Origin of the sequence: Methylomagnum ishizawai, from assembly GCF_900155475.1 — a bacterium.
Classification (GTDB): domain Bacteria; phylum Pseudomonadota; class Gammaproteobacteria; order Methylococcales; family Methylococcaceae; genus Methylomagnum; species Methylomagnum ishizawai_A.
Map to the genome: position 1 here is coordinate 3557751 of NZ_FXAM01000001.1, position 19454 is coordinate 3577204.

Below are 19454 nucleotides of genomic sequence, written 5' to 3' on the forward strand. Positions count from 1 at the left end.
CCCGGTTCCACGGCACTTCCCCGCAGCCAGCGCAGCCGTGGGGGCGGATCGATCCGCCCTCCGGTCCCGTGTTGGCGCATGAATCCGCACATCCGCTCCCCGACATGTACAAAACCATTTTGAATCTCGTCGCCCAAGGGCTGCAAAAACCCGTGCCCGCCACCGGACTCGGGGTTTTCCGCATCGCCTTCAGCTTGGTGATCTTGCAGGAAATCCTGTTCCTCTATTACTTCCGTCATTTGATTTTCGACCCGGTGCCCTATCTCGACCGGGCTTCGCCAATGCTGCATTTCTTCCTGCTGGTTTGGCTGGCAGTCGCCGGGTGTTTGGTGCTGGGCTACCATACCCGTAAAGCCGCCGTGTTCAATTATCTATTCTGGGTCTTGTTCGTCTGTTTCACGCCGATGTGGCAGGATTTCGACGGCGGTTTCGACCAATTGATGACCAGCACCAGTTTCCTGCTGATCTTCCTGCCATCCGAGCGGGCCTTATCGCTGGATAATCTGCGCCATAAACTGCGCTATTCCGTCCCAGGCTCGCCTTATCAGCCCCCCACCCAGGTCACGGTCTTGGCCTATTATCTGCCGTTGGGGATTTCCTTGGGCCTTTTATATTTCGATTCCGGGCTACATAAGCTCTCCTCGGAATTTTGGCGTAATGGCATGGGCGCGTGGTTGCCGCCCACCATGCCTTATTACATGTCCGCCATCGACATGAGTCAGCTGCTGAATCTCAAGGGTTTCGAGCAGCTTATCGGCTATGCCATCATCTTGTTTCAATTCCTGTTCCTACCGCTGTTTTGGCAGCGGCGGTTCCGGGTACCCTTGATGCTGGCAGGGGCGACCTTCCATGCCGGGATCATCCTGTCGCTGAATATCTATCCCTTCGGTTTCGCCATGCTGGTGCATTATCTATTGATGGTGCCGTTCCGTTGGTGGCGGGAGATACACGATAAACTCCGCTTGGCGCAGCCGATCCTGACCGTGTTCTACGATCAGGATTGCCCCTTGTGCAATCGCACGGTGATCGTGGTGCGACATTTCGATGTGCGCGGGGCTATCGACTTCAAAGGCTTACAAAGCCATGCCCGGCAATATACAGCCTTGGATGCCATTCCCGATGATAAGCTGTTGACCGACCTTTATGCCCTGGATGGCCAAGGGCGCTTGTTCGCCGGATTGGATACTTATATCAATATCCTCCAGGCCATGGGTTATACCCTGCCCTTGGCTTGGCTCATGGGTTTGCCGGGCTGTTACGGTTTGGCCGGACAGCTCTATCGCAAGATCGCCGATAACCGCGAGCGCTGGGTTTGCGACGGGGCTTGCACGGTGATTACCGCGCCTCCGTTCGAGGACGAGCGGCCTTTTTCCCGTGGGTATGCCCGTTATGCCGCGACCGAGCGCCAAACGGCCCAGCGCATCGCCAAATTCCTGGTTTTGGTCCTGGTGCTGCAATTGAATAGCACTATCCATTACGGCCTGTTATATCGCTGGGCGCAGCGGCCCGCCGATCCGGCCCTCGCGATATTGGATCATCTGAGCGATTCCATCATCAATTATTCCCACGCCTTTTTGGGCATTACCCCGCACGCCTTATATATGCACGACCATTTCGCGGGCTATAACCATATCCTGGCGCTGAGTTACCGGGATGCATCGGGCCGGGAAACCTGGTTGCCCTTCGTCAACCAGGAAGGCCGCTTGCTGGCGCCGCATTGGGGCCGGGTGCAATCGATGTGGGCGAATGTGGCGGTCACTTCGCATATGGGCCGCGACCGCCTGGAGAAATTCCTGCGCAAAATCACGGCTTATTGGGCCATGGAATTGGGCATCGATCTCAAGGACGCCGATTTCGTCATCAAGCTGAAGGAAGTCCAGGTACCCATGGCTTGGGAGGACGATTTACGCCACAAGAATATGGCCGCGCCCTGGCGGGATATCGGCGTGGTGCAATGGCGGGGCAAGACGATGCGGGTGGATATTCCCGGCTTGGATATCGAAGCCCTGTGATGAAGACGGCCTCCCCACCCGTGACTTGAATCACGGGCGGGTAGCCCAAGCTCCTGTTAGTATTAGCGGCTTTGTTTGACGGGGAGAGGACCGTGTTCGAGATCATCACTTCGGGCGGCTGGATGATGTGGCCCATCATCGCCTGTTCCGTGCTGGCCCTGGCCATCGTCGTGGAACGTTTGTGGACCTTACGCCCCCAGCGGATCGTTCCGCCGCACCTGGTGAACCATGTCTGGGGGCTTTACCGCAAGCACCAGTTCGACACCATGCAACTCCGCGCCCTGCGCATGGGTTCGCCCTTGGGCGCGGTGCTGGCGGCGGCGCTGGCCAGCCACGGCCAGGGCCGCGCCGCGATGATGGAAAGCGCCGAGCAGACCGGGCGGCAGGTGGTCCACGAACTGGAACGCTATCTCAACGCCCTCGGCACCATCGCCTCGGTCTCGCCCTATCTGGGCCTCTTGGGCAGCGTGTTGGGGATGATCAAGGTGTTTTCCACCTTCTCGGTGGCGGGCGGCATCGGCAATCCGGCCCGTTTGGCCGGGGGGATTTCGGAAATCCTGGTCGCCACGGCGGCAGGACTGGCGGTGGCGATCCCCAGTTTGATCTTCCACCGTTTTTTCCAGGGCCGGGTGACCGATTACGCCGTGCGCATGGAAGAAGAAACCCAGCGCTTGATCGACGCCATCCACGCCGCCCGCGAAGACGACCACTGAGGCATCCCCATGAATTTCCGGCCACGGCGACGGGAAACCCCGGAGTTGAACCTCATCCCCATGATCGACGTGCTGATCGTGCTGCTGATTTTCCTGGTGCTGACCACCACCTTCAGCCGGGAAGCCGAACTCAAAATCCACCTGCCGGAAGCCACCGGCACCGACCCTTCGGAAGACCCCGGCATCGAGGTGGTGGTCGATGCCGAGGGCCGCTATGTCATCGAACATCGCCAGACCGTGAACAACCAGCCCGAGACCGTGAAGAAAGCCCTGCGCCTCGCGGTCGGCGAACGCAAAGACCCGCTCATCATCATCGACGCCGACAAGGACGCCACCCACCAAGCGGTGATGACCGTGCTGGATGTCGCCAGCCAACTGGGCTACCGCCATGTCACCTTCAACGCCATGCACGAACCTGGCGGGACCGCGGGCGGTAAGCCATGAGTCCCGCCGCCGACCTGGGCCGTTGGCTGCAAACCCAGTGGTACGGAGCGTCCGGGCCGCATCCGCTGCTGTTGCCCTTGGAAGCGCTGTTCCGGCAAGCGGTGGCCTTGCGCCGCCGGGCCTATCGCGAAGGACACAAGCCTTCCGAGCGCCTGCCGGTCCCGGTGATCGTGGTCGGCAACCTCACCGTGGGCGGCACCGGCAAGACGCCCTTGACGATCTGGCTGGCCGGTTTCCTGAAAGAACAAGGCTTCCGGCCCGGCATCGTCAGCCGGGGTTATGGCGGCAAGGCGCAAACGCAACCCTTGGCCGTGGACGCCGCCACCGATCCGGCCTTGGCGGGCGACGAGCCGGTTTTAATCGCCCAGCGCACCGGCTGTCCGGTCTATGTCTTCCCCCAACGGGCGGAAGCGGGCCGGGCGCTGCTGGCGCGGCATGATTGCGATATCCTCATCGCCGACGATGGCTTGCAGCATTACGCCCTGGTCCGCGATGTGGAAATCGCCGTGGTCGATCACGCCCGGCGCTTCGGCAACGGGCATTGCCTCCCGGCGGGACCGCTGAGGGAACCGCCCGAGCGCTTGGCCGAGGCCGATCTGGTGGTGTATTCCGGCGCGGAACAAACGCCCACGGGCTATGCCATGGCCTTGGTCGGCGCGGAAGCCGTGAACCTCCGGGATGCTACCCTGCGCCGCCCCCTGGCCGATTTCGCCGGGCAACCGCTGTACGCGCTGGCGGGTATCGGCCACCCGGAACGGTTTTTCGCCCACTTACGCGCCGCCGGATTAAGCTTCGAGTCCCGTGCCTTCCCCGATCATCACGCCTACCGCCCGGAAGATTGGGGGTTCGCGGCGGGTGCCGACCTCCTGATGACCGAGAAGGACGCGGTGAAATGCCGCCCACACGCCGAGGCCCGGCATTGGTCGGTGCCGGTCGCAGCCTGTTTGCCGACGGCGTTCGGCCAAGATTTATTAACCCTGTTGAAGGCTAAAACCCGATGAATCAGAAACTGCTTGAAATCCTGGTCTGCCCGGTCTGCAAAGGCCCGCTGGTCTACAAAAAGGAAGAGAAGGAATTGATCTGCAAAGCCGACCGGCTGGCCTATCCGATCCGTGACGATATCCCGGTGATGCTGGAAGTCGAAGCCCGCCGCATCAGCCTGGAGGAATACGACGCCCTCGCGCCCCAGCGTCCGGCCCCGGTGGCGGCGGAATAATGATCGGCTGCAAGATCGTCATCCCGGCCCGCTATGGCTCGACCCGTTTGCCCGGTAAGCCCTTGTTGCCGGTGGCGGGCAAGCCGATGATCGCCCATGTGTGCGAACGGGCGCTGGAAGCCGGGGACGAGGTGTTCCTCGCCACCGACGACGAGCGCATCCGCGAGGCCGTGGCGGATTTGCCGGTCCAGGCGCTCCTGACCCGCCCGGACCACGCCAGCGGTACCGAACGCATCGCCGAGGTGGCCGATATCCTGGGCTGGCCGGACGACACCATTGTGGTCAACCTGCAAGGCGACGAGCCTTTGATGCGGCCCGCGTTGATCCGCGAGCTGGCGGCGGCCCTGGCCGGGCAGACGGCAGCGCGGGTCGCCACCCTGGCCGCGCCCATCGGTGATGTGGCCGAGGTGTTCGATCCCAATGCGGTGAAGGTGGTGACGGACGCCCAGGGTTATGCGCTGTATTTCAGCCGGGCGCCGATTCCCTGGTACCGGGCGTCGTTCGGGCAGGCCGCGCCCGGCTTGCCGGAGGATTTCCCCTGGCTCCGGCATATCGGCATCTATGCCTATTCGGCGGGTTTCCTGCGGGACTATGTGAACTGGCCCGCCTCCCGTTTGGAAACGGTGGAAGCCTTGGAGCAATTGCGGATACTGTGGCGGGGCGAGCGCATCCGGGTGTTGCCGGTGGACGAAGCCCCGGAGGCGGGGATAGACACCGAAGCCGATTGGCGACGGGTCGAGGCGGTGTTGACGGGGCGGAACCCGGCGGGTTAGGGAGCTTGGGAACCCGCAAAACAGCGCGGATATAAACCGGCACCGCTATTGACGCCACCCAACTCCACCCCTACCCTCTGCCCGATGAATCCATCCATCGCCCCCCATCCCGCCCCGAAATCCTCCCCCGACTGCCTGCTGCTCTACTGCCGGGGTGGCTTCGAGAAAGAATGCGCGGCGGAAATCATCGACCGCGCCCTGGCCTTGGGCGTCAGCGGCTATGTCAAGGCCAAGCCCGATAGCGGCTATGTGGTGTTCGTGCCCAACGACCCCAAGACGATGGCGGCGGCGCGGCGGTTGCGCTGGGCCGATTTGATCTTCGCCCGCCAGTTGATCTTCGCCAGCGGCCCCTTGACCGAGCTTCCGCCCGAGGACCGGGTGACACCCCTGCTGGAACAGGTCCGCGGCCTGGCCCAGCGCTTTTCCGATTGCTGGCTGGAAACCGCCGACACCAATGAAGCCAAGGAACTCTCGGTGTTCGTGCGCAAATTCGCCGTACCGTTCCGCAAAGCCCTGGAACGGGAAGCCCTGCTCGGCGGCAGCAAAACCCTGCGCCTGCACGTTTTCTTCCTGGACTCGGCCACGGCCTATGTCGGCGTGGCCGATCCCCACCACGCCGCGCCCTGGCCCATGGGCATCCCGCGCCTGAAAGCGCCGCGCTCCGCCCCCAGCCGCTCCACCCTCAAGCTGGAAGAGGCGTTCCTGGTGTTCGTGGCCGATCCCGAGCAAGACCTGAAACCCGCCATGACCGCCGTCGACCTGGGCGCGGCCCCCGGCGGCTGGACCTGGCAACTGGTCCGGCGGCATATCCGCACCACCGCCATCGACAACGGCCCGCTCGATCCGGCCCTGTTCGACACCGGCATCGTCGAACATCTCAGGGTCGATGGTTTCCGCTACCGTCCGCCCAAGCCGGTGGATTGGCTGGTCTGCGACATGGTGGAACAACCCGCCCGCATCGCCGCCCTCATCGCCGAATGGTTGGCGCAGGGCCATTGCCGCCACGCCATCTTCAACCTGAAACTACCCATGAAAAAACGCTACGAAGAAGTCGGGCGCTGCCGGGAAATCATCGCGGCCCGGCTGGACAAAGCGGGTATCGATTACCGGCTGGCGTTCAAACAGCTTTACCATGACCGGGCGGAAATCACCGGGTATCTCACCCTGGACCGCCGTTGAAACCCGGCACCGTCCCCCAAAACCCCGAACTTTCAACCGTCATGCCGAGTTGATAGAATGCGAACCGCCTTATTCGTCGAAAATCCAGCCAATAATCGTGCCGAACCCATCATGACCAGCCTATTCGACAGCGAAAATCTCCACCACCATATTTCCAAGCAATACGACCAGGAGTTGTTGGATATCCGCAACCGGGTTTTGACCTTGGGTGGCTTGGTGGAAGCGCAGGTGGAATCGGCCATCACCGCCTTGATCGAATGCGATGTGGAATTGGCGGAACGGGTCATCGCCGACGATTACAGGGTCAATTCGATGGAGGTCGCCATCGACGAGGATTGCACCCATATCCTGGCCCTGCGCCAACCCGCCGCCCGCGACCTCAGGTTGGTGGTGGCGGTCATCAAGACCATCACCGACCTCGAACGCATCGGCGACGAGGCCAAGCGCATGGCCCGCGTCGCCATCGATCTCGCCGCCCATTATCCCAAGAAGAATCAATTCACCGACCTGCAACAACTGGCCCAGCATGTGCGCGGCCTGTTGCGCGAAGCCCTGGACGCCTTTGCCCGCATCGACGTGGACGAAGCCCTGCGCGTGGTGCAGGAAGACCGGCAGGTGGATTGCGAATACGAAAGCATCATGCGCCAACAGATCACCTATATGATGGAAGACCCGCGCTCCATCCCCCTGGCCTTGAACATCATGTGGTCGGCGCGGTCCCTGGAGCGAATCGGCGACCGCTCCTGCAATATCTGCGAATACGTGATTTACTACGCCAAGGGCAAGAACATCCGGCATATCAGCATCGAGCAGGTGCAAGCGGACCTCCGGCGCAATTGACGCCCGCCCGCGGGGCGCCAGACCGGAAAGCCGCCCGCCACCGCCCCCGTCCCAGGCCGTCCCCAATCCCTGACTACCCCCATTCATGAAGCGCTTCCTCAAAACCCACTTGGCGGGGCTGATGCTCCTTACCACGGTTTCGACCCAAGGCATGGATTCGTTCATCATCGAAGACATCCGCGTCGAAGGCTTGCAACGGGTTGCGCCGGGCACGGTGTTCAACTACCTGCCGGTCAAGGTCGGCGATTCCTTCGATCAGCGCTTGGCGGCGGAATCGATCAAGGCGCTGTTCAAGACCGGCTTCTTCAAGGACGTGAAGCTCGAACAGGACGGCGACACCCTGCTGATCCTGGTCGAGGAACGCGCCTCGATCTCCAGCGTCAAGCTGGAAGGCAACAAGGACATCGGCACCGACGACCTCAAGAAGGCGCTCAAGGGCGTGGGGCTATCGGAAGGCAAGGTGTTCGACCGGGCCATCCTCGACAAGGTGGAACAGGAACTCCGGCGGCAATACTACAGCCGTGGCAAATACGGCCTCAAAATCACCTCCACCGTAGAGGAACTGCCGCGCAACCGGGTCGAGGTCGTCATCAAGATTTCCGAGGGCAAGGTCGCCAAGATCAAGCAGATCAACATCGTCGGCAACTCGGTGTTCAGCGACGAGGAATTACTCGACGCCTTCGAACTCAGCACCGGCAACCTGCTGTCGTTCTATACCAAGAACGACCAATACTCCAAGCAGAAGCTGGGCGCGGACCTGGAGCGCCTGCGCTCCTATTACCTCGACCGCGGCCATATCAATTTCCAGATCGAATCCACCCAGGTCGCCATCACCCCGGACAAGAAGGAAATCTACATCACGGTCAACGTGAAGGAAGGCGAGGTCTACAAGGTCAGCGACGTGAAGCTGACCGGCAAGCTGATCGTGCCGCCGCAGGAACTCACCCCCCTGGTGCAGATCGGCCCGGCCGACACCTTCTCCCGCAAGCTCGCCACCGAAACCTCCAAAGCCATCTCCGACCGGCTCGGCGACGAGGGCTATATCTTCGCCAACGTCAACATGGTGCCCGAAGTCGACGAGGCCACCAAAACCGTGGCCATCACCTTCTTCGTCGATCCGGGGAAACAGGTCTACGTCCGCCGCATCAACTTCCGCGGCAACACCAAGACCCGCGACGAGGTGCTACGCCGGGAAATGCGCCAGATGGAAGCCGCCTGGGCCTCCAGCACCAAGATCGAGCGTTCCAAGACCCGCTTGGAACGCCTGGGCTATTTCCAGGAAACCAACGTGGAAAGCCCCGCCGTCCCCGGCACCACCGACCAGATCGACGTGAATTACAACGTGACCGAAAAGCCCTCCGGCAACATCATGGCGGGCGTCGGCTATTCCCAGGTGCAAGGCATCATCCTCAACGCCAGCATCACCCAGGACAACGTGTTCGGTACCGGCAAACGCATCAACTTCACCTTCAACAACAGCCAGATCAACACCATCTACCGGATCGGCTATTTCAATCCCTATACCAACCTGGACGGCGTCAGCAGCGGTTTCGACCTGTCCTACCGCCAGACCAACGCCCAACAGATGAACCTCGCCAACTACAACACCGACGTAGCGACGGCGGGCGGCAACCTCGGCGTGCCCTTGGGCGAGTTCGACTCCCTGCGCTTCAACCTGGATTACAACCACACCAAGCTCAAGACCTCGTCCAACACCTCGGAGCAGGTCTACAACTTCATCCAGGACAATGGCGACACCTTCGATTACGTCACCCTGGCGGCGGGCTGGGTCCACGACACCTTGAACCGGGCCATCTTCCCCACCGACGGCGGGGCGCAGCGCCTGTCGATCCTCAGCACCGTCCCGGCGGGCAGTTTGCAGTTCTACAAAGCCAGCTACAAAATCCAGCATTATTTCCCCATCGCCAAAGACCTCACCTTCATGGTCCAGGCCGAAGCGGCCTACGGCGACGGTTACAACGGCACCGACGGCCTGCCGTTCTTCGAAAACTACTTCGCGGGCGGTCCGCAATCGGTGCGCGGCTTCATGGCCAACACCCTAGGCCCGCGCACCACGCCCAACCCCACCACCGGCTTCGGCGGCAACCTGCCCCTGGGCGGTTCCAGCAAACTGGTGGGCACAGCGGAACTCCTGTTCCCGGTGCCATTCATGCACGACAACAAGAGCATCCGGCTCGGCGCCTTCATGGACGCCGGCAACGTGTACTGCGGCGCGTTCAAGACCCCGAATCCCGACGATATCAATTGTTACGCCCAGTCCAGCGGCAATTTCATGCGCTTCTCGACCGGGTTGTCGGCGCGTTGGCTGTCGCCCTTCGGCAACCTGTCGTTCAGCATCGCCGAGCCGCTCAATTCCCAACCAGGGGATAGGACGCAGTTGTTCCAGTTTTCGTTCGGCTCGGGTTTCTAAGGCGCGACAGTCGGCCCCGGCCCCGGCATGGAATGGCGCGGCTACCGGCAAAGCCTGTTAGAATTTTCCCCTTCATGCGCCGGGCCATTCCCCGACGGGTCGGCGCATCCCGGATTGTTTTCACTATTAGCCTTGGAGCGAGATTCGAATGGGTAAGAAAATCGGTGTAGCGTTGCTGGTCCTGTTGGCGAGCGCGGGCGTTTCCGCGGCTGACCTCAAGATCGGATTCGTGAACGTGGCGAAACTGCTGGAAAAAGCCCCCCAGGCGGAAAAAGCCAAGAAAGACCTGGAACGCGAGTTCGCCCCCCGCGATAAAAAGCTGGTGGCCGAGCAAAAGGAACTCAAGCAGATGGAAGAAAAGCTCAACAAGGACGCCGCCGTCATGAGCGACTCGGAAAAACAACGCCTGGACAAGGAAATCATCAGCCGCAAACGCGAAGCCAAACGCCTGCAAGACGAATTCCGCGACGACTTCAATCTGAGCCGCAACGAAAAGCTGAGCCAGCTACAAAAGGAAATCTTCGAGGCCATCCAATCCCTGGCGAAAGAAGACAGCTACGACCTGCTCCTGACCGACGGCGTGGTCTACGCCAGCGACGCCATCGACGTGACCGGCAAGGTCGAAAAGAAGCTCGAACAAAGCTTCAAGCGCTGATATCCCCCGACCCCGCACGGCCCACTCCTGACATCATAGGCAACCGCATTGGATATCCAACAAATAAAGGAATACCTGCCCCACCGCTATCCCTTCCTGCTGATCGACCGCGTGGTGGAGGTGGAACCCGGCAAACGGCTCCTGGGCTATAAGAACGTCACCTGCAACGAGCCTTTCTTCGCCGGGCATTTCCCGCAAGAACCCATTATGCCCGGCGTCCTCATCATCGAAGCCCTGGCCCAGGCCACGGGCCTCCTGGCCGGCAACTCCATGGCCGGCATCATGGGCAAGAACAAAATCTATTATCTGGTCGGGCTCGACAAGGTCCGCTTCAAGCGCCCGGTGACGCCCGGCGACCGGCTGATGCTGGAAGCCACCTACCTGCGCCACAAGCGCAACATCTGGGCTTTTGCCTGCCGCGCCGAGGTCGATGGCGAATTCGTCGCCAGCGCGGAAATCATGTGTGCCGCAACGGAGCGGGAGTCTTGATTCATCCCACGGCTATCATCGACCCGTCCGCCGAGCTGGCGGAAGACGTGGAGGTCGGTCCCTACAGCCTGATCGGCGCGGATGTCCACGTCGGCGCGGGCACCCGGATCGGTCCCCATGTGGTGATCCGGGGCCCCTGCGTGATCGGGCGCGACAACCGGATTTTCCAGTTCGCCTCCATCGGCGAAGACCCGCAGGACAAGAAATACCACGGCGAAACCACCCGGCTGGAGATCGGCGACCGCAACGTCATCCGCGAATTCACCACCGTCCACCGCGGCACGGCCCAGGACCAGGCCGCGACCCGTATCGGCCACGACAACCTGCTGATGGCCTACACCCATGTCGCCCACGACTGCGTGGTCGGCAACGGCGTCATCATGGCCAACGCGGCCTCGCTGGCCGGGCATGTCCATGTCGATGATTACGCGATCCTGGGCGGATTCTCGCTGGTGCATCAGTTCTGCCAGATCGGGCAATACAGTTTCTCGGCCATGGGCAGCGTCATCACCCGCGATATTCCGCCCTATGTCATGGTCGGCGGCAGCCCCACCAAACCGCACGGCATCAACAGCGTAGGACTGGAACGCCGGGGCTTCAGCCCCGAGGCCATCCGCCAAATCCGCAAAGCCTACAAAGCCATCTACAAATCCGGTCTGAAGCTGGAAGAAGCCCTGCAAAGCCTGATCGAAATGTCCGCCGCGACGCCGGAAATCCAATGCATGGCGGATTTCATCCAACAAACCGGGCGCAGCATCCTGCGCTGAGGCACGGGAACCCCATGGACGCCAGCGGACCCCGGCTCATCGCCGGCCTCGACGAAGTCGGACGCGGTTGCATCGCCGGTCCCGTCATCGCGGCGGTGGTGGTATTCCCGGAAGGCGCAGCCCCGTTCCCCGGCCTCGCCGATTCCAAAAAGCTCACGCCCAAGCGCCGCGCCGAGCTGGCCCGGCGCATCGAAGCGGAAGCCTTGGCCTACGCCATAGGCCGGGCCGAAGCCCCCGAGATCGACCGGATCAACATCCTGCAAGCCACTTTCCTGGCGATGCGTCGCGCCTATGCCGTCCTGGGCCTCGAACCCGACGCAATCCGGGTCGATGGCGACCGCTGCCCGGAACTACCGCAGCCTTGCCACGCCATCGTCGGCGGCGACGCCACCGAACCCACGATTTCCGCCGCTTCCATCCTGGCCAAGGTGTTCCGCGACCGCGAGATGGAAATCCTGGACGGCTTCCATCCGGGCTATGGTTTCGCCGTCCACAAGGGCTATCCGACCCCGGCCCACCAAGCGGCGCTGCGGGATTTGGGCATCAGTCCGGTCCACCGCCGCTCCTATGCGCCGGTCGCCCGTGTGGCCAGCTTGTTTTAAGCCCAACGGCATCCTATGCATCGAGCGCCCGTCGGCGCTCATTCCCAAGCTTCGCTTGGAAACCAGCAGACTATCGATCACACCCGGAGAGGTCATCCTATGGAACTGCTCGCCATCAGCCTTGCGCAAGCCCGGCTCGTCGAATACCCACGGGGCCGGGTGTCCACCGGCATTTTCAAAGAACCGGTCGCGGGACCGGTGCGGGTCGGTCCCGAAGGCTTGGAAGGCGATGTGCAGGTGGACCGCGACAACCACGGCGGGCCGGACAAGGCCGTCTACGCCTACAGTTTGGAAAACTACCGCCATTGGGAACAGGAACTGGCCCGCGCGGAACCTTTCCCTTACGGCCAATTCGGCGAGAACCTGACCGTCACGGGACTGCCGGACGAAGCCGTGCATATCGGCGATATCTTCCAGATCGGCGGCATCCGGGTCCAAGTCACCCAGCCGCGGGTGCCCTGCTTCAAGCTCGGCATCAAGATGGGCGATCCCCGCTTCGTGGCGGTGTTCCGGCATTCGGGGCGGGTGGGCTTCTATCTCAGGGTGCTGGAAGGCGGCGAGATCGAGGCGGGCGACACCATCGTCCGCATCGAGGAAGACCCGGCCCGGATCAACATCCGGGACGCCATGCTGGCCGTCAACAAGGGGCCGCGCCAGCGCGAATTCATCGACAAGGTGCTGGCGGTCCCGGCGCTGTCGTTCGCCTGGCGGGAAGAATTGACCCAGCGCCGGGCTGGCTGAACGCCACGCCCGAGCGGATAGAGATCATTTCTGCTTTTGCGTAGGTGCCTGTTGATCGGGCTTCTTTTTGTCTTTCCCATCCTTTTCAGCGGAACTCAAGGCATACGCCACTAGCTCAGGAAACGACACATGATTTTCGCGGGCGATATCTTCCAGCTTGATGAAAGAATCCCTCACGTCCTGCGGGACAATCATTCCGCGATTGCGCTCTAGCCAGATCGCTTGGTCTTCGATGCCTTTATAGTGCCGCTTGTCAGATAGTTCTCTGATATACACATCGAAAGGGACCGTCAGTTCAGAACCCCCTTTTTTGCGTATCTGAATAGTAAGGCGCTTCATATTTAACTTGCGGGACCGCAGTTCCGCAGCCTTATCGGCGTCCTTGGGGCCACCGCTGCCATTATCCAACATCTCGGAATAGGGTTTATAGCATTGGAAAAACTCATATTCCGTACAGCGGGCTAGAGTTGCCCGTGCCTGAATCATATCCCCGACTGCTCGCTGAGCTTGGGCTAAATTGTTCAACAAACCAGAAAAGCTATCCCTTAGGTAAAGGTCGAAGTCGTATTGGTTCGCCCAAGGTTCACAGAAAGTGATGGCTTTCGTTAAAACTGGCAGTGCTTCGGTAGCGCGATCCAATTTCAACAAAGCCTTTGAATAAGCAACTTCCGTTGAGCAGTATCGATATAACGGTTCCGTAGATTCCCGGTCGGTATTCGGCACCGAAGGAGGTTGCCGCTGGTCCCGTTCAAGCATGGCCTGGGCTGCGGTGGGGAGCAGCGGTATACGTGGAGGAAGCGTTTGAACCAAAGTATCGGGGTCTCCCTTCAAACGGTCTTTAGCGTTTTCCGTCGCGTTTTCTATGATGCCTTGGCAGTTGGATCGCACGCCAAGTTTGGCGGCACATTCTAGGAAGGGGACGCTTAGTGCGAGTAGTTCTTGAACGTGTTTCTTCTGTAAGGATTCGCGCTCCGCTTCCGGGGTCTTCGATTCCAGCTTTGCCATCGCAGCTGTTAAATTTGCCATAGCCTCGCTGGATGCATCGAAGTTCGGCAATTCTGCGACTTGGCCCGAATAGATTTTGCCATAGGCCGCGAGAGCATCACGGGCAAGCGGGGCAGCGGCTTCCGCATCATCCTTCACATATATGGCAAACTCGGATTGCTTCACCAAAAATTGGGCCGCTGCCGCCTCGAAGGTATTGGCTTGACTGCCAGTGAATCGGGAGATGATGTCATTGATTTCGGAGGACCATCGATTATAGGCGTCTGCATCCTTGGCCCAATAGGCGGCATCTAATTGATCGAATAGATCGAATAGGCGGTGCAAAGCAAGTGTTTTGGAGCGAGGATGCTTCAGGAGTTTTTCAACCAAAGCGGTAACCTTGGCAGCATGGGTTTTGCGTGCTTCCTCTAAACGATTTAAAGTTTTCTGGGTTGATTCGATTTCGCTCCACAACACATTTTCGCTTTCAATCGCCCAAATGTTCGGCTTTTCCGCCGCTGCTGCGCGTAAATCGTCTAATGAACGATTTAAATATATTAAAGCTTGCTCTGCTTGCTGCTGACTCCGCAGATATTGTGCAATTCGCTGGGCAAATACCTCACGCCAAAAGCTCCCTTGCACATATGTCCGGCTGGTCTCAAACAATGCGATTCCTTTTTCTATCCATTGTTTCTGGTCGTATTCCCCTGGCTTAAACAGCCAATTCATTCCGTCTAGCCGATAAAGACACTGGAATTGATAATCCCGGAGTTCCGGAGTAATTCTATTGGTAGGTAATGCTGCGATAAGGTCATAAGCCGACCGATAGAGCGGCGCGGCTTCCTGTTGGTGCCCATCAAACTGCAAACGCCCTGCTTGGCGCACCGCTAGCTTCACCTTGCGCAGCACACCCTCTGGCGAATCATCCGTGCCCTGGATTTTCTCCAAATCCCGCTCAAGCGGCACCAACTTGTCCAGCAAGCGGTTCCCGATGCGGAAGAAGCCATGTATCTCGTCCGTTTCCGGGCTTTCCAGGGTGGTCAGCACTTCGTCAACAGTGGTTTGGGCAATGTTCAAGGTCTTGGAAACACGCCGCTCGGCCCGCCAAGCCAAACCACCCGCCACAATAGCGCTCAAAGCCAGCAAGCCCATCGCCACCGCAGCCCACTGCCAACGCCGCCGCTCCTTTTGGAGACGGATATTCCGCGTCTCAATCTCGGCCCGCTCGGCCTCGGCGGCTTGCAACCGCCGCCGGGCGCGGCGCTCGTTGCGCGAGCGCACCACCAACGGGGTCAACAGGTCATGGGTGAGTTCGATGCGGCGGGCACCGGCCATGCGCTCCTGGGTCAGCAAGCGCGAATTGACCAACCGGGCCAGCGCGGCCTCGGCCTCGGGACGCGGCAAGCCCTCATCCATCAATGAAAGCAAAACATCATCCTCGGCGCAGGCGTTGCGATGGCCGCTCTCGCTGACCACCAAAGGACTCTCGACCACATCCCGCACCACCTCGGATAGCCCATCGAAACAGCGGGAATAGAAGTTTTGCAGGATATTGGACTTCTGCGCCTCAAGCTGATCTGGCGTGATTCGTTCCGCCCCGGCATCCAGACGGGCCTCGTTAAGCTCGAAACACAGCAAGCTCAACAAAGGCGGCACCGCCTCGATCTCCTCCAACGGGGTATCTTCGCCGCGCTGGGCCACAAAGCGCACGATACCCGCAGCCGTGGCCTCGTCCACCAACGGCACCGGACCCAAGCGACCGGGACGCAGCACCGCTTCCAGCGCCTGCGGGCCGTTGAGGGGCAACAGCGCCATGCGGTTCCGCATGAGCGCGGGCAACACGCCCTTCCAGCCTTCCAACTGGGCCAGATAATCCTCGCGCAGGGTGATGACGAGGCGCACGGGACTCGGTTGCTCATCGAATTGCTCGGCGAAGTTTTCATCTTCGGCCAAGCGTTCGCGCAAAGCGTGAGGCACGCGGTTTTCCACCAAGCAGGCCATCTCACGGAACAGAGCTTCCAGTTCGGCGGTACGGGTCTGGCCGAGGGTGAACACTTCCTCGAACTGGTCGAGGACCAGCACCGGCGGAGCGGCCAACAGGGCAGAACGATCCACCCGACGATAGCCGCGTTCCCATAAGCTCGCGCCGCTGGGGTCGAAGCCTACGGCTTGGTCCCAAGCTTGGCGCAGTTGCTCAATAAAAGGCTCGCCATCCTGGCGCAAGCGCAATAGCACCGGACGGGCACCCGCCCCGCGCAACCTTGGGAGCAAACCCGCGCCGAGCAACGAGGTCTTACCGCGCCCGGAAAGGCCGAACAGGACGGTCAGCGCATGGCTCCGGATACGGCCCTGCAACTCGTCGATTTCACGCTCGCGGCCAAAGAAATAGCTTTGGGTCGCCTCGGTGTAGGCGGAAAGGCCCAGCCACGGACGCTCGGGGCTGGCACCGTCGTTGATTTGGCTCATGCCCGTCTCCGCTGATCGTGCAGCGTGCGTACCCGCCGGGCGAATTCACCCAGGTTGTCGGGTTTAAGGACGTGGAAGTGTCGTTTAGAAGCTGTCTGGCAAAAGCTCAGACACATTTTGCAAGGGTGGTCCTCAGCATGGCGATGCGGATAACGTTCTCGGCGGTGGCGGTAAGGGTTTCGAAATCCTTGCTCAACCGGCGGAACGAGCCGAACCAGGCGAACGTCCGCTCGACGATCCAGCGTTTCGGCAGGACGGCGAAGCCGTCCACGATCCTTTGCGAGATGTGCAGGACCAAGCCCAGCTTTTCCTCCACGTATTCGACCGCCGTGCCGCGATAGCCCGCGTCGCCGGAGAATGCCTCGATGCCGGGATGCTTCTCCGCCGCCCGGCGCATGACTTCGCAGCCGCGTACGGTGTCGCTCAGGTTGGCGGCGTGGACCTCGACATGCAGCAGGTGGCCCAGGACGTCCACGACGATGTGCCGCTTGTGCCCCTTCACGCGCTTGCCGCCGTCGATCCCCCGCTCCTCGCTGGCGTACTGGGTCTTGACGCTCTGCGAGTCGATGATGGCGTAGCTCGGGGAACCGGCCCGATGCTTTTTTTTCGATGCCGCGCGTTGATCTCGTCCAGGGCCGTTTCCCAGACCCCGGCCTTGTTCCAACGGCTGAAATGGTCGTACACGGTCTGCCAGGGCGGGAAGTCCTTCGGCAGCATCCGCCATTTGATGCCGCCCTCCACCACGTACAGGATGGCGTCCACCACCCGCTTGCGCGGGTGCTTGCTGGCATTGCCACGCCGGTCCTTCGGGCGGAAGTGGTGTTCGATCAACGACCATTCTTCGTCGCTCAGGTCGCTCGGATAGCTCATGTCGGGGAACCTTGGAAAATCAACGGGGGCTTGACTCTACATGAATTCCTTTTTGCCAGACAGTTTCTTACGCACGTTCTCGGGTTCCACGCGAACAGCCTCGGGCGAAGGCAAGCCATGCAACACCGGCAAGTAGAACTCGTCGCTCAGATCGCCTTGGCGCATGGCGGCCCAGCGGCGTTCGTTCTGCACATAGCGGGTGGGGCTGGATTCGCTGGCTGGGGAAACCAGGGCGATGAACAAGCTGCTACGCAGCTTGACCGCGGCCTCAAGCTTTTCATCGTAGCGCTGGCCCGCCTGCAAATGGCGACGGTCGATCCAGATCGGCACCCCTTCGGAATGGAGGGCGCGGGCGATATCAAGGGCGGTCGGCAAGTCTTCGTTGGCATAGGAGATAAAAACCGCGCCACTGGGCATCTCGGCGGGCAGGCTGTCGAGAAAACGCCGGTCGTCGGTCTCCACCCCGTAGGACTGTTGCCAGCGTGAAAAAAGCTCATAGGTGAATTCGGCGGGATTGCCGCCGATCAAGCGTGTAGTTTGCACTGCCTGATCAAAGTAAAGCATTGTGGATTGGCTCAGGGTGGCGCTATCGTCGGCGATGTATTCGCTGATCTGGTCACGCCTCCGGTTGCTCAACCGCTCGCCGCGCACCACCCGCAGCAGGAAACGCACAGTCCAATCGTCCGCCGGAGCGCCAAGGAAAAGCAAACTGCGCTCCCGCAACACGGTAAACAGATTCTTGAGTTGGTCCGAATGTTCGAGCAACCCACAGATGAACTCCATCAGGTCTTCTTCCCATACCGCAAAATCCCGGCAGTGATGGGCGTCCTGATCGCCGAGCAACTGGTAAAGATAGGCTTCGGGGCCACGAAGCCGGGTCGTGGGCAAATCGCGCTCCTCGGGAGATTCGTTCGGGTGAAAAACGATGAGATGACGTGATAGATCGAAGCCCGGACGATGGGCACCCAAAGCGTGCGCCATATGGTGGTCCGGCGTGGTGCCTATAAACAGGGAAAAACTGCGGATGCGTGCCAATAGTTGGAGGGTGGGTGCTATGGCTTCAAGCGAAGATACACCGATGTTGGAATCGACGGTACGTAAGAGGGCGCGTAATTCGCGATAAACCCGGCTGCATCCGCGGCCAGAGAGGACGTGGGTGGCGGCGACCTGCGCTGTAGTGGTAAAGCGTTCGGGTTGCGGGAGTTCGAGTTCCGCAGCTAATTTCGGAGCGAGCATCGAATAGAGGGATTCATGTTCGCCCTTATTGGGATCATGCAATGTGATCAAGGCTGGGCCAATGACCGGAATCACCGTTCCCGCGTCTACGTCAACCAAGAGATCACGCCATTCCTTTTCACTGAGCAAGCTAGGCATCGGTTCAGGCTTAGATGACTATAATTAAATTGAAACAATATACTAAAAAAGTAGCATATCAATCAATGACAGCCCTGCTCAGTAAGCTATCGACGGCGTGACTGCTACGTGTACACGCCCACTGCCTCCGTGCCCGAACCCGCGACCAGCAGCGCGGTCTTGCTCGGGCTGGGCCTGCTCGGCGCGGCGCGGCGTAGGACCGGCCACGCCCTCCGCCCCCGATAATCGCAAACGGCGGACGCCACCGGGGAAACCTGGCGGTGGTCCACCGGCACCGACGCTATAGCGCCGCGCCCACCATCCTGCGCGGCCTGCCGCCCTTGGGCGGACTTTAGCCGCCCAAGGGGATTTTTGCTTATCATGGCGCTCCCTACCCTATCGAACCCATACCATTCCGCCATGAACAAACTCATTCTGATTCCGCCGCCCGTGTTCGCCCTGGCACTGTTCGCCATCGGCTACGGGCTGGACCTGTTGTTCCCCGCCCTGCCCAGGCCGCATTTGCCGCTGTTGGGCTTCATCCTGATGGCTTCCGGCCTCGCGCTGGGCTTGATGGCCCTGGCGCACTTCCGGCTGCGGCGCACCACGCCCATCCCGCATGGGGAACCCAGCGCCCTGGTGCTGTCCGGACCTTACCTGTGGACCCGCAATCCGATGTACTTGGGGCTATTCACCGCGCTGCTGGGCTTGGCCTGCTACTTAGGCGGCCTGCCCTTGCTGCTGGCGGCGCCGGGCTTTTGCGCCGTGGTCAACCGCATCCATATCCCCCATGAAGAAGCCAAGCTGGCCGGATTGTTCGGCGCGGACTACGCCGCGTTCCGGGACCGCATTCCCCGCTGGCTGTAACTCCAAGCCCATAAAAAAACGGCGGCTTCCCGCACGGGGGAAGCCGCCGTTT

The 19454-nt window shown here is 60.8% G+C and carries 20 protein-coding genes; 16 read left to right on the plus strand and 4 right to left on the minus strand.

Going from position 1 to position 19454, the window contains the following annotated elements; all coding sequences use genetic code 11:
* Positions 1–104: 104 nt before the first annotated feature.
* From B9N93_RS15935 to B9N93_RS16000, 14 genes are all read left to right on the plus strand, one after another.
* Positions 105–2012 carry a DCC1-like thiol-disulfide oxidoreductase family protein gene (locus B9N93_RS15935; protein ID WP_085216300.1) on the plus strand — a complete coding sequence of 636 codons (1908 nt, stop codon included), beginning with the start codon at positions 105–107 and terminating at the stop codon, positions 2010–2012.
* A 92-nt stretch (positions 2013–2104) separates the two neighbouring features.
* A complete protein-coding gene (locus B9N93_RS15940; protein ID WP_085215250.1) occupies positions 2105–2725 on the plus strand; it encodes a MotA/TolQ/ExbB proton channel family protein in 621 nt (206 codons plus the stop codon).
* Positions 2726–2734: 9 nt separating this feature from the next.
* Positions 2735–3169, plus strand: coding sequence for an ExbD/TolR family protein (locus tag B9N93_RS15945; RefSeq protein WP_085215251.1), 435 nt, complete (start codon positions 2735–2737; stop codon positions 3167–3169).
* Entirely contained in the window at positions 3166–4170 is a 1005-nt protein-coding gene (gene lpxK / locus B9N93_RS15950; RefSeq protein WP_085215252.1) for a tetraacyldisaccharide 4'-kinase, read from the plus strand. The genes B9N93_RS15945 and lpxK overlap by 4 nt, the downstream gene beginning before the upstream one ends.
* Positions 4167–4385: a Trm112 family protein gene (locus B9N93_RS15955; protein ID WP_085215253.1), complete on the plus strand. Its 219-nt coding sequence runs from the start codon at positions 4167–4169 to the stop codon at positions 4383–4385. Before lpxK ends, B9N93_RS15955 begins: the two co-directional genes overlap by 4 nt.
* Complete coding sequence (gene kdsB / locus B9N93_RS15960; protein WP_085215254.1) at positions 4385–5158, plus strand: 3-deoxy-manno-octulosonate cytidylyltransferase; 774 nt, start codon at positions 4385–4387, stop codon at positions 5156–5158. The genes B9N93_RS15955 and kdsB overlap by 1 nt, the downstream gene beginning before the upstream one ends.
* 84 nt (positions 5159–5242) lie before the next feature.
* A complete protein-coding gene (gene rlmM / locus B9N93_RS15965) occupies positions 5243–6337 on the plus strand; it encodes a 23S rRNA (cytidine(2498)-2'-O)-methyltransferase RlmM (RefSeq protein WP_085215255.1) in 1095 nt (364 codons plus the stop codon).
* A 57-nt stretch (positions 6338–6394) separates the two neighbouring features.
* The gene (gene phoU / locus B9N93_RS15970; protein WP_368655816.1) at positions 6395–7177 is read left to right on the plus strand and encodes a phosphate signaling complex protein PhoU; all 783 of its coding nucleotides are present in this window, start codon (positions 6395–6397) and stop codon (positions 7175–7177) included.
* Positions 7178–7262: 85 nt separating this feature from the next.
* Positions 7263–9608 carry an outer membrane protein assembly factor BamA gene (bamA, locus tag B9N93_RS15975; RefSeq protein WP_085215256.1) on the plus strand — a complete coding sequence of 782 codons (2346 nt, stop codon included), beginning with the start codon at positions 7263–7265 and terminating at the stop codon, positions 9606–9608.
* Between the two features lie 148 nt (positions 9609–9756).
* A complete protein-coding gene (locus B9N93_RS15980; protein ID WP_085215257.1) occupies positions 9757–10263 on the plus strand; it encodes an OmpH/Skp family outer membrane protein in 507 nt (168 codons plus the stop codon).
* 48 nt (positions 10264–10311) lie between these two features.
* Positions 10312–10752 carry a 3-hydroxyacyl-ACP dehydratase FabZ gene (fabZ, locus tag B9N93_RS15985; protein ID WP_085215258.1) on the plus strand — a complete coding sequence of 147 codons (441 nt, stop codon included), beginning with the start codon at positions 10312–10314 and terminating at the stop codon, positions 10750–10752.
* Positions 10749–11519, plus strand: coding sequence for an acyl-ACP--UDP-N-acetylglucosamine O-acyltransferase (lpxA, locus tag B9N93_RS15990; RefSeq protein WP_085215259.1), 771 nt, complete (start codon positions 10749–10751; stop codon positions 11517–11519). The genes fabZ and lpxA overlap by 4 nt, the downstream gene beginning before the upstream one ends.
* 14 nt (positions 11520–11533) lie before the next feature.
* Positions 11534–12121 (plus strand): ribonuclease HII, encoded by a 588-nt coding sequence (locus B9N93_RS15995; protein WP_085215260.1) that lies wholly within the window; start codon positions 11534–11536, stop codon positions 12119–12121.
* A gap of 99 nt (positions 12122–12220) precedes the next feature.
* Positions 12221–12862: an MOSC domain-containing protein gene (locus tag B9N93_RS16000; protein ID WP_085215261.1), complete on the plus strand. Its 642-nt coding sequence runs from the start codon at positions 12221–12223 to the stop codon at positions 12860–12862.
* Between the two features lie 24 nt (positions 12863–12886).
* On the opposite strand, the gene B9N93_RS16005 is transcribed toward B9N93_RS16000, so the two are convergent.
* The 4 genes from B9N93_RS16005 to B9N93_RS16020 form a co-directional block, all read right to left on the minus strand.
* Positions 12887–16312, minus strand: coding sequence for a DUF2610 domain-containing protein (locus B9N93_RS16005; RefSeq protein WP_085215262.1), 3426 nt, complete (start codon positions 16310–16312; stop codon positions 12887–12889).
* Positions 16313–16418: 106 nt separating this feature from the next.
* Positions 16419–16883 carry a transposase gene (locus B9N93_RS26405; protein ID WP_085216151.1) on the minus strand — a complete coding sequence of 155 codons (465 nt, stop codon included), beginning with the start codon at positions 16881–16883 and terminating at the stop codon, positions 16419–16421.
* On the minus strand, positions 16811–17182 hold the full coding sequence (locus tag B9N93_RS26410; protein WP_085210740.1) for a transposase: 372 nt from the start codon (positions 17180–17182) through the stop codon (positions 16811–16813). The genes B9N93_RS26405 and B9N93_RS26410 overlap by 73 nt, the downstream gene beginning before the upstream one ends.
* Positions 17183–17218: 36 nt before the next feature.
* On the minus strand, positions 17219–18556 hold the full coding sequence (locus B9N93_RS16020) for a toll/interleukin-1 receptor domain-containing protein (RefSeq protein WP_085215263.1): 1338 nt from the start codon (positions 18554–18556) through the stop codon (positions 17219–17221).
* Positions 18557–18664: 108 nt separating this feature from the next.
* Between B9N93_RS16020 and B9N93_RS16025 the strand changes: the two genes are divergently transcribed.
* Together B9N93_RS16025 and B9N93_RS16030 are read left to right on the plus strand one after the other, a co-directional pair.
* Positions 18665–18781 (plus strand): PEP-CTERM sorting domain-containing protein, encoded by a 117-nt coding sequence (locus B9N93_RS16025; protein WP_085215264.1) that lies wholly within the window; start codon positions 18665–18667, stop codon positions 18779–18781.
* Between the two features lie 174 nt (positions 18782–18955).
* The gene (locus B9N93_RS16030; RefSeq protein WP_176225285.1) at positions 18956–19402 is read left to right on the plus strand and encodes a methyltransferase family protein; all 447 of its coding nucleotides are present in this window, start codon (positions 18956–18958) and stop codon (positions 19400–19402) included.
* Positions 19403–19454 lie beyond the last annotated feature (52 nt).

What these genes read in the sequence shown, in the direction of transcription:
- B9N93_RS16005 (WP_085215262.1), bottom strand. Translation starts at nt 16,312, where the DNA reads ATGAGCCAAATCAACGACGGTGCCAGCCCCGAGCGTCCGTGGCTGGGC.
- B9N93_RS15935 (WP_085216300.1), top strand. Translation starts at nt 105, where the DNA reads ATGTACAAAACCATTTTGAATCTCGTCGCCCAAGGGCTGCAAAAACCC.
- B9N93_RS15955 (WP_085215253.1), top strand. Translation starts at nt 4,167, where the DNA reads ATGAATCAGAAACTGCTTGAAATCCTGGTCTGCCCGGTCTGCAAAGGC.
- B9N93_RS16000 (WP_085215261.1), top strand. Translation starts at nt 12,221, where the DNA reads ATGGAACTGCTCGCCATCAGCCTTGCGCAAGCCCGGCTCGTCGAATAC.
- kdsB (WP_085215254.1), top strand. Translation starts at nt 4,385, where the DNA reads ATGATCGGCTGCAAGATCGTCATCCCGGCCCGCTATGGCTCGACCCGT.
- B9N93_RS16030 (WP_176225285.1), top strand. Translation starts at nt 18,956, where the DNA reads ATGAACAAACTCATTCTGATTCCGCCGCCCGTGTTCGCCCTGGCACTG.
- lpxK (WP_085215252.1), top strand. Translation starts at nt 3,166, where the DNA reads ATGAGTCCCGCCGCCGACCTGGGCCGTTGGCTGCAAACCCAGTGGTAC.
- B9N93_RS15980 (WP_085215257.1), top strand. Translation starts at nt 9,757, where the DNA reads ATGGGTAAGAAAATCGGTGTAGCGTTGCTGGTCCTGTTGGCGAGCGCG.
- B9N93_RS16020 (WP_085215263.1), bottom strand. Translation starts at nt 18,556, where the DNA reads ATGCCTAGCTTGCTCAGTGAAAAGGAATGGCGTGATCTCTTGGTTGAC.
- phoU (WP_368655816.1), top strand. Translation starts at nt 6,395, where the DNA reads ATGCGAACCGCCTTATTCGTCGAAAATCCAGCCAATAATCGTGCCGAA.
- B9N93_RS15995 (WP_085215260.1), top strand. Translation starts at nt 11,534, where the DNA reads ATGGACGCCAGCGGACCCCGGCTCATCGCCGGCCTCGACGAAGTCGGA.
- B9N93_RS15945 (WP_085215251.1), top strand. Translation starts at nt 2,735, where the DNA reads ATGAATTTCCGGCCACGGCGACGGGAAACCCCGGAGTTGAACCTCATC.
- B9N93_RS26410 (WP_085210740.1), bottom strand. Translation starts at nt 17,182, where the DNA reads ATGAGCTATCCGAGCGACCTGAGCGACGAAGAATGGTCGTTGATCGAA.
- bamA (WP_085215256.1), top strand. Translation starts at nt 7,263, where the DNA reads ATGAAGCGCTTCCTCAAAACCCACTTGGCGGGGCTGATGCTCCTTACC.
- rlmM (WP_085215255.1), top strand. Translation starts at nt 5,243, where the DNA reads ATGAATCCATCCATCGCCCCCCATCCCGCCCCGAAATCCTCCCCCGAC.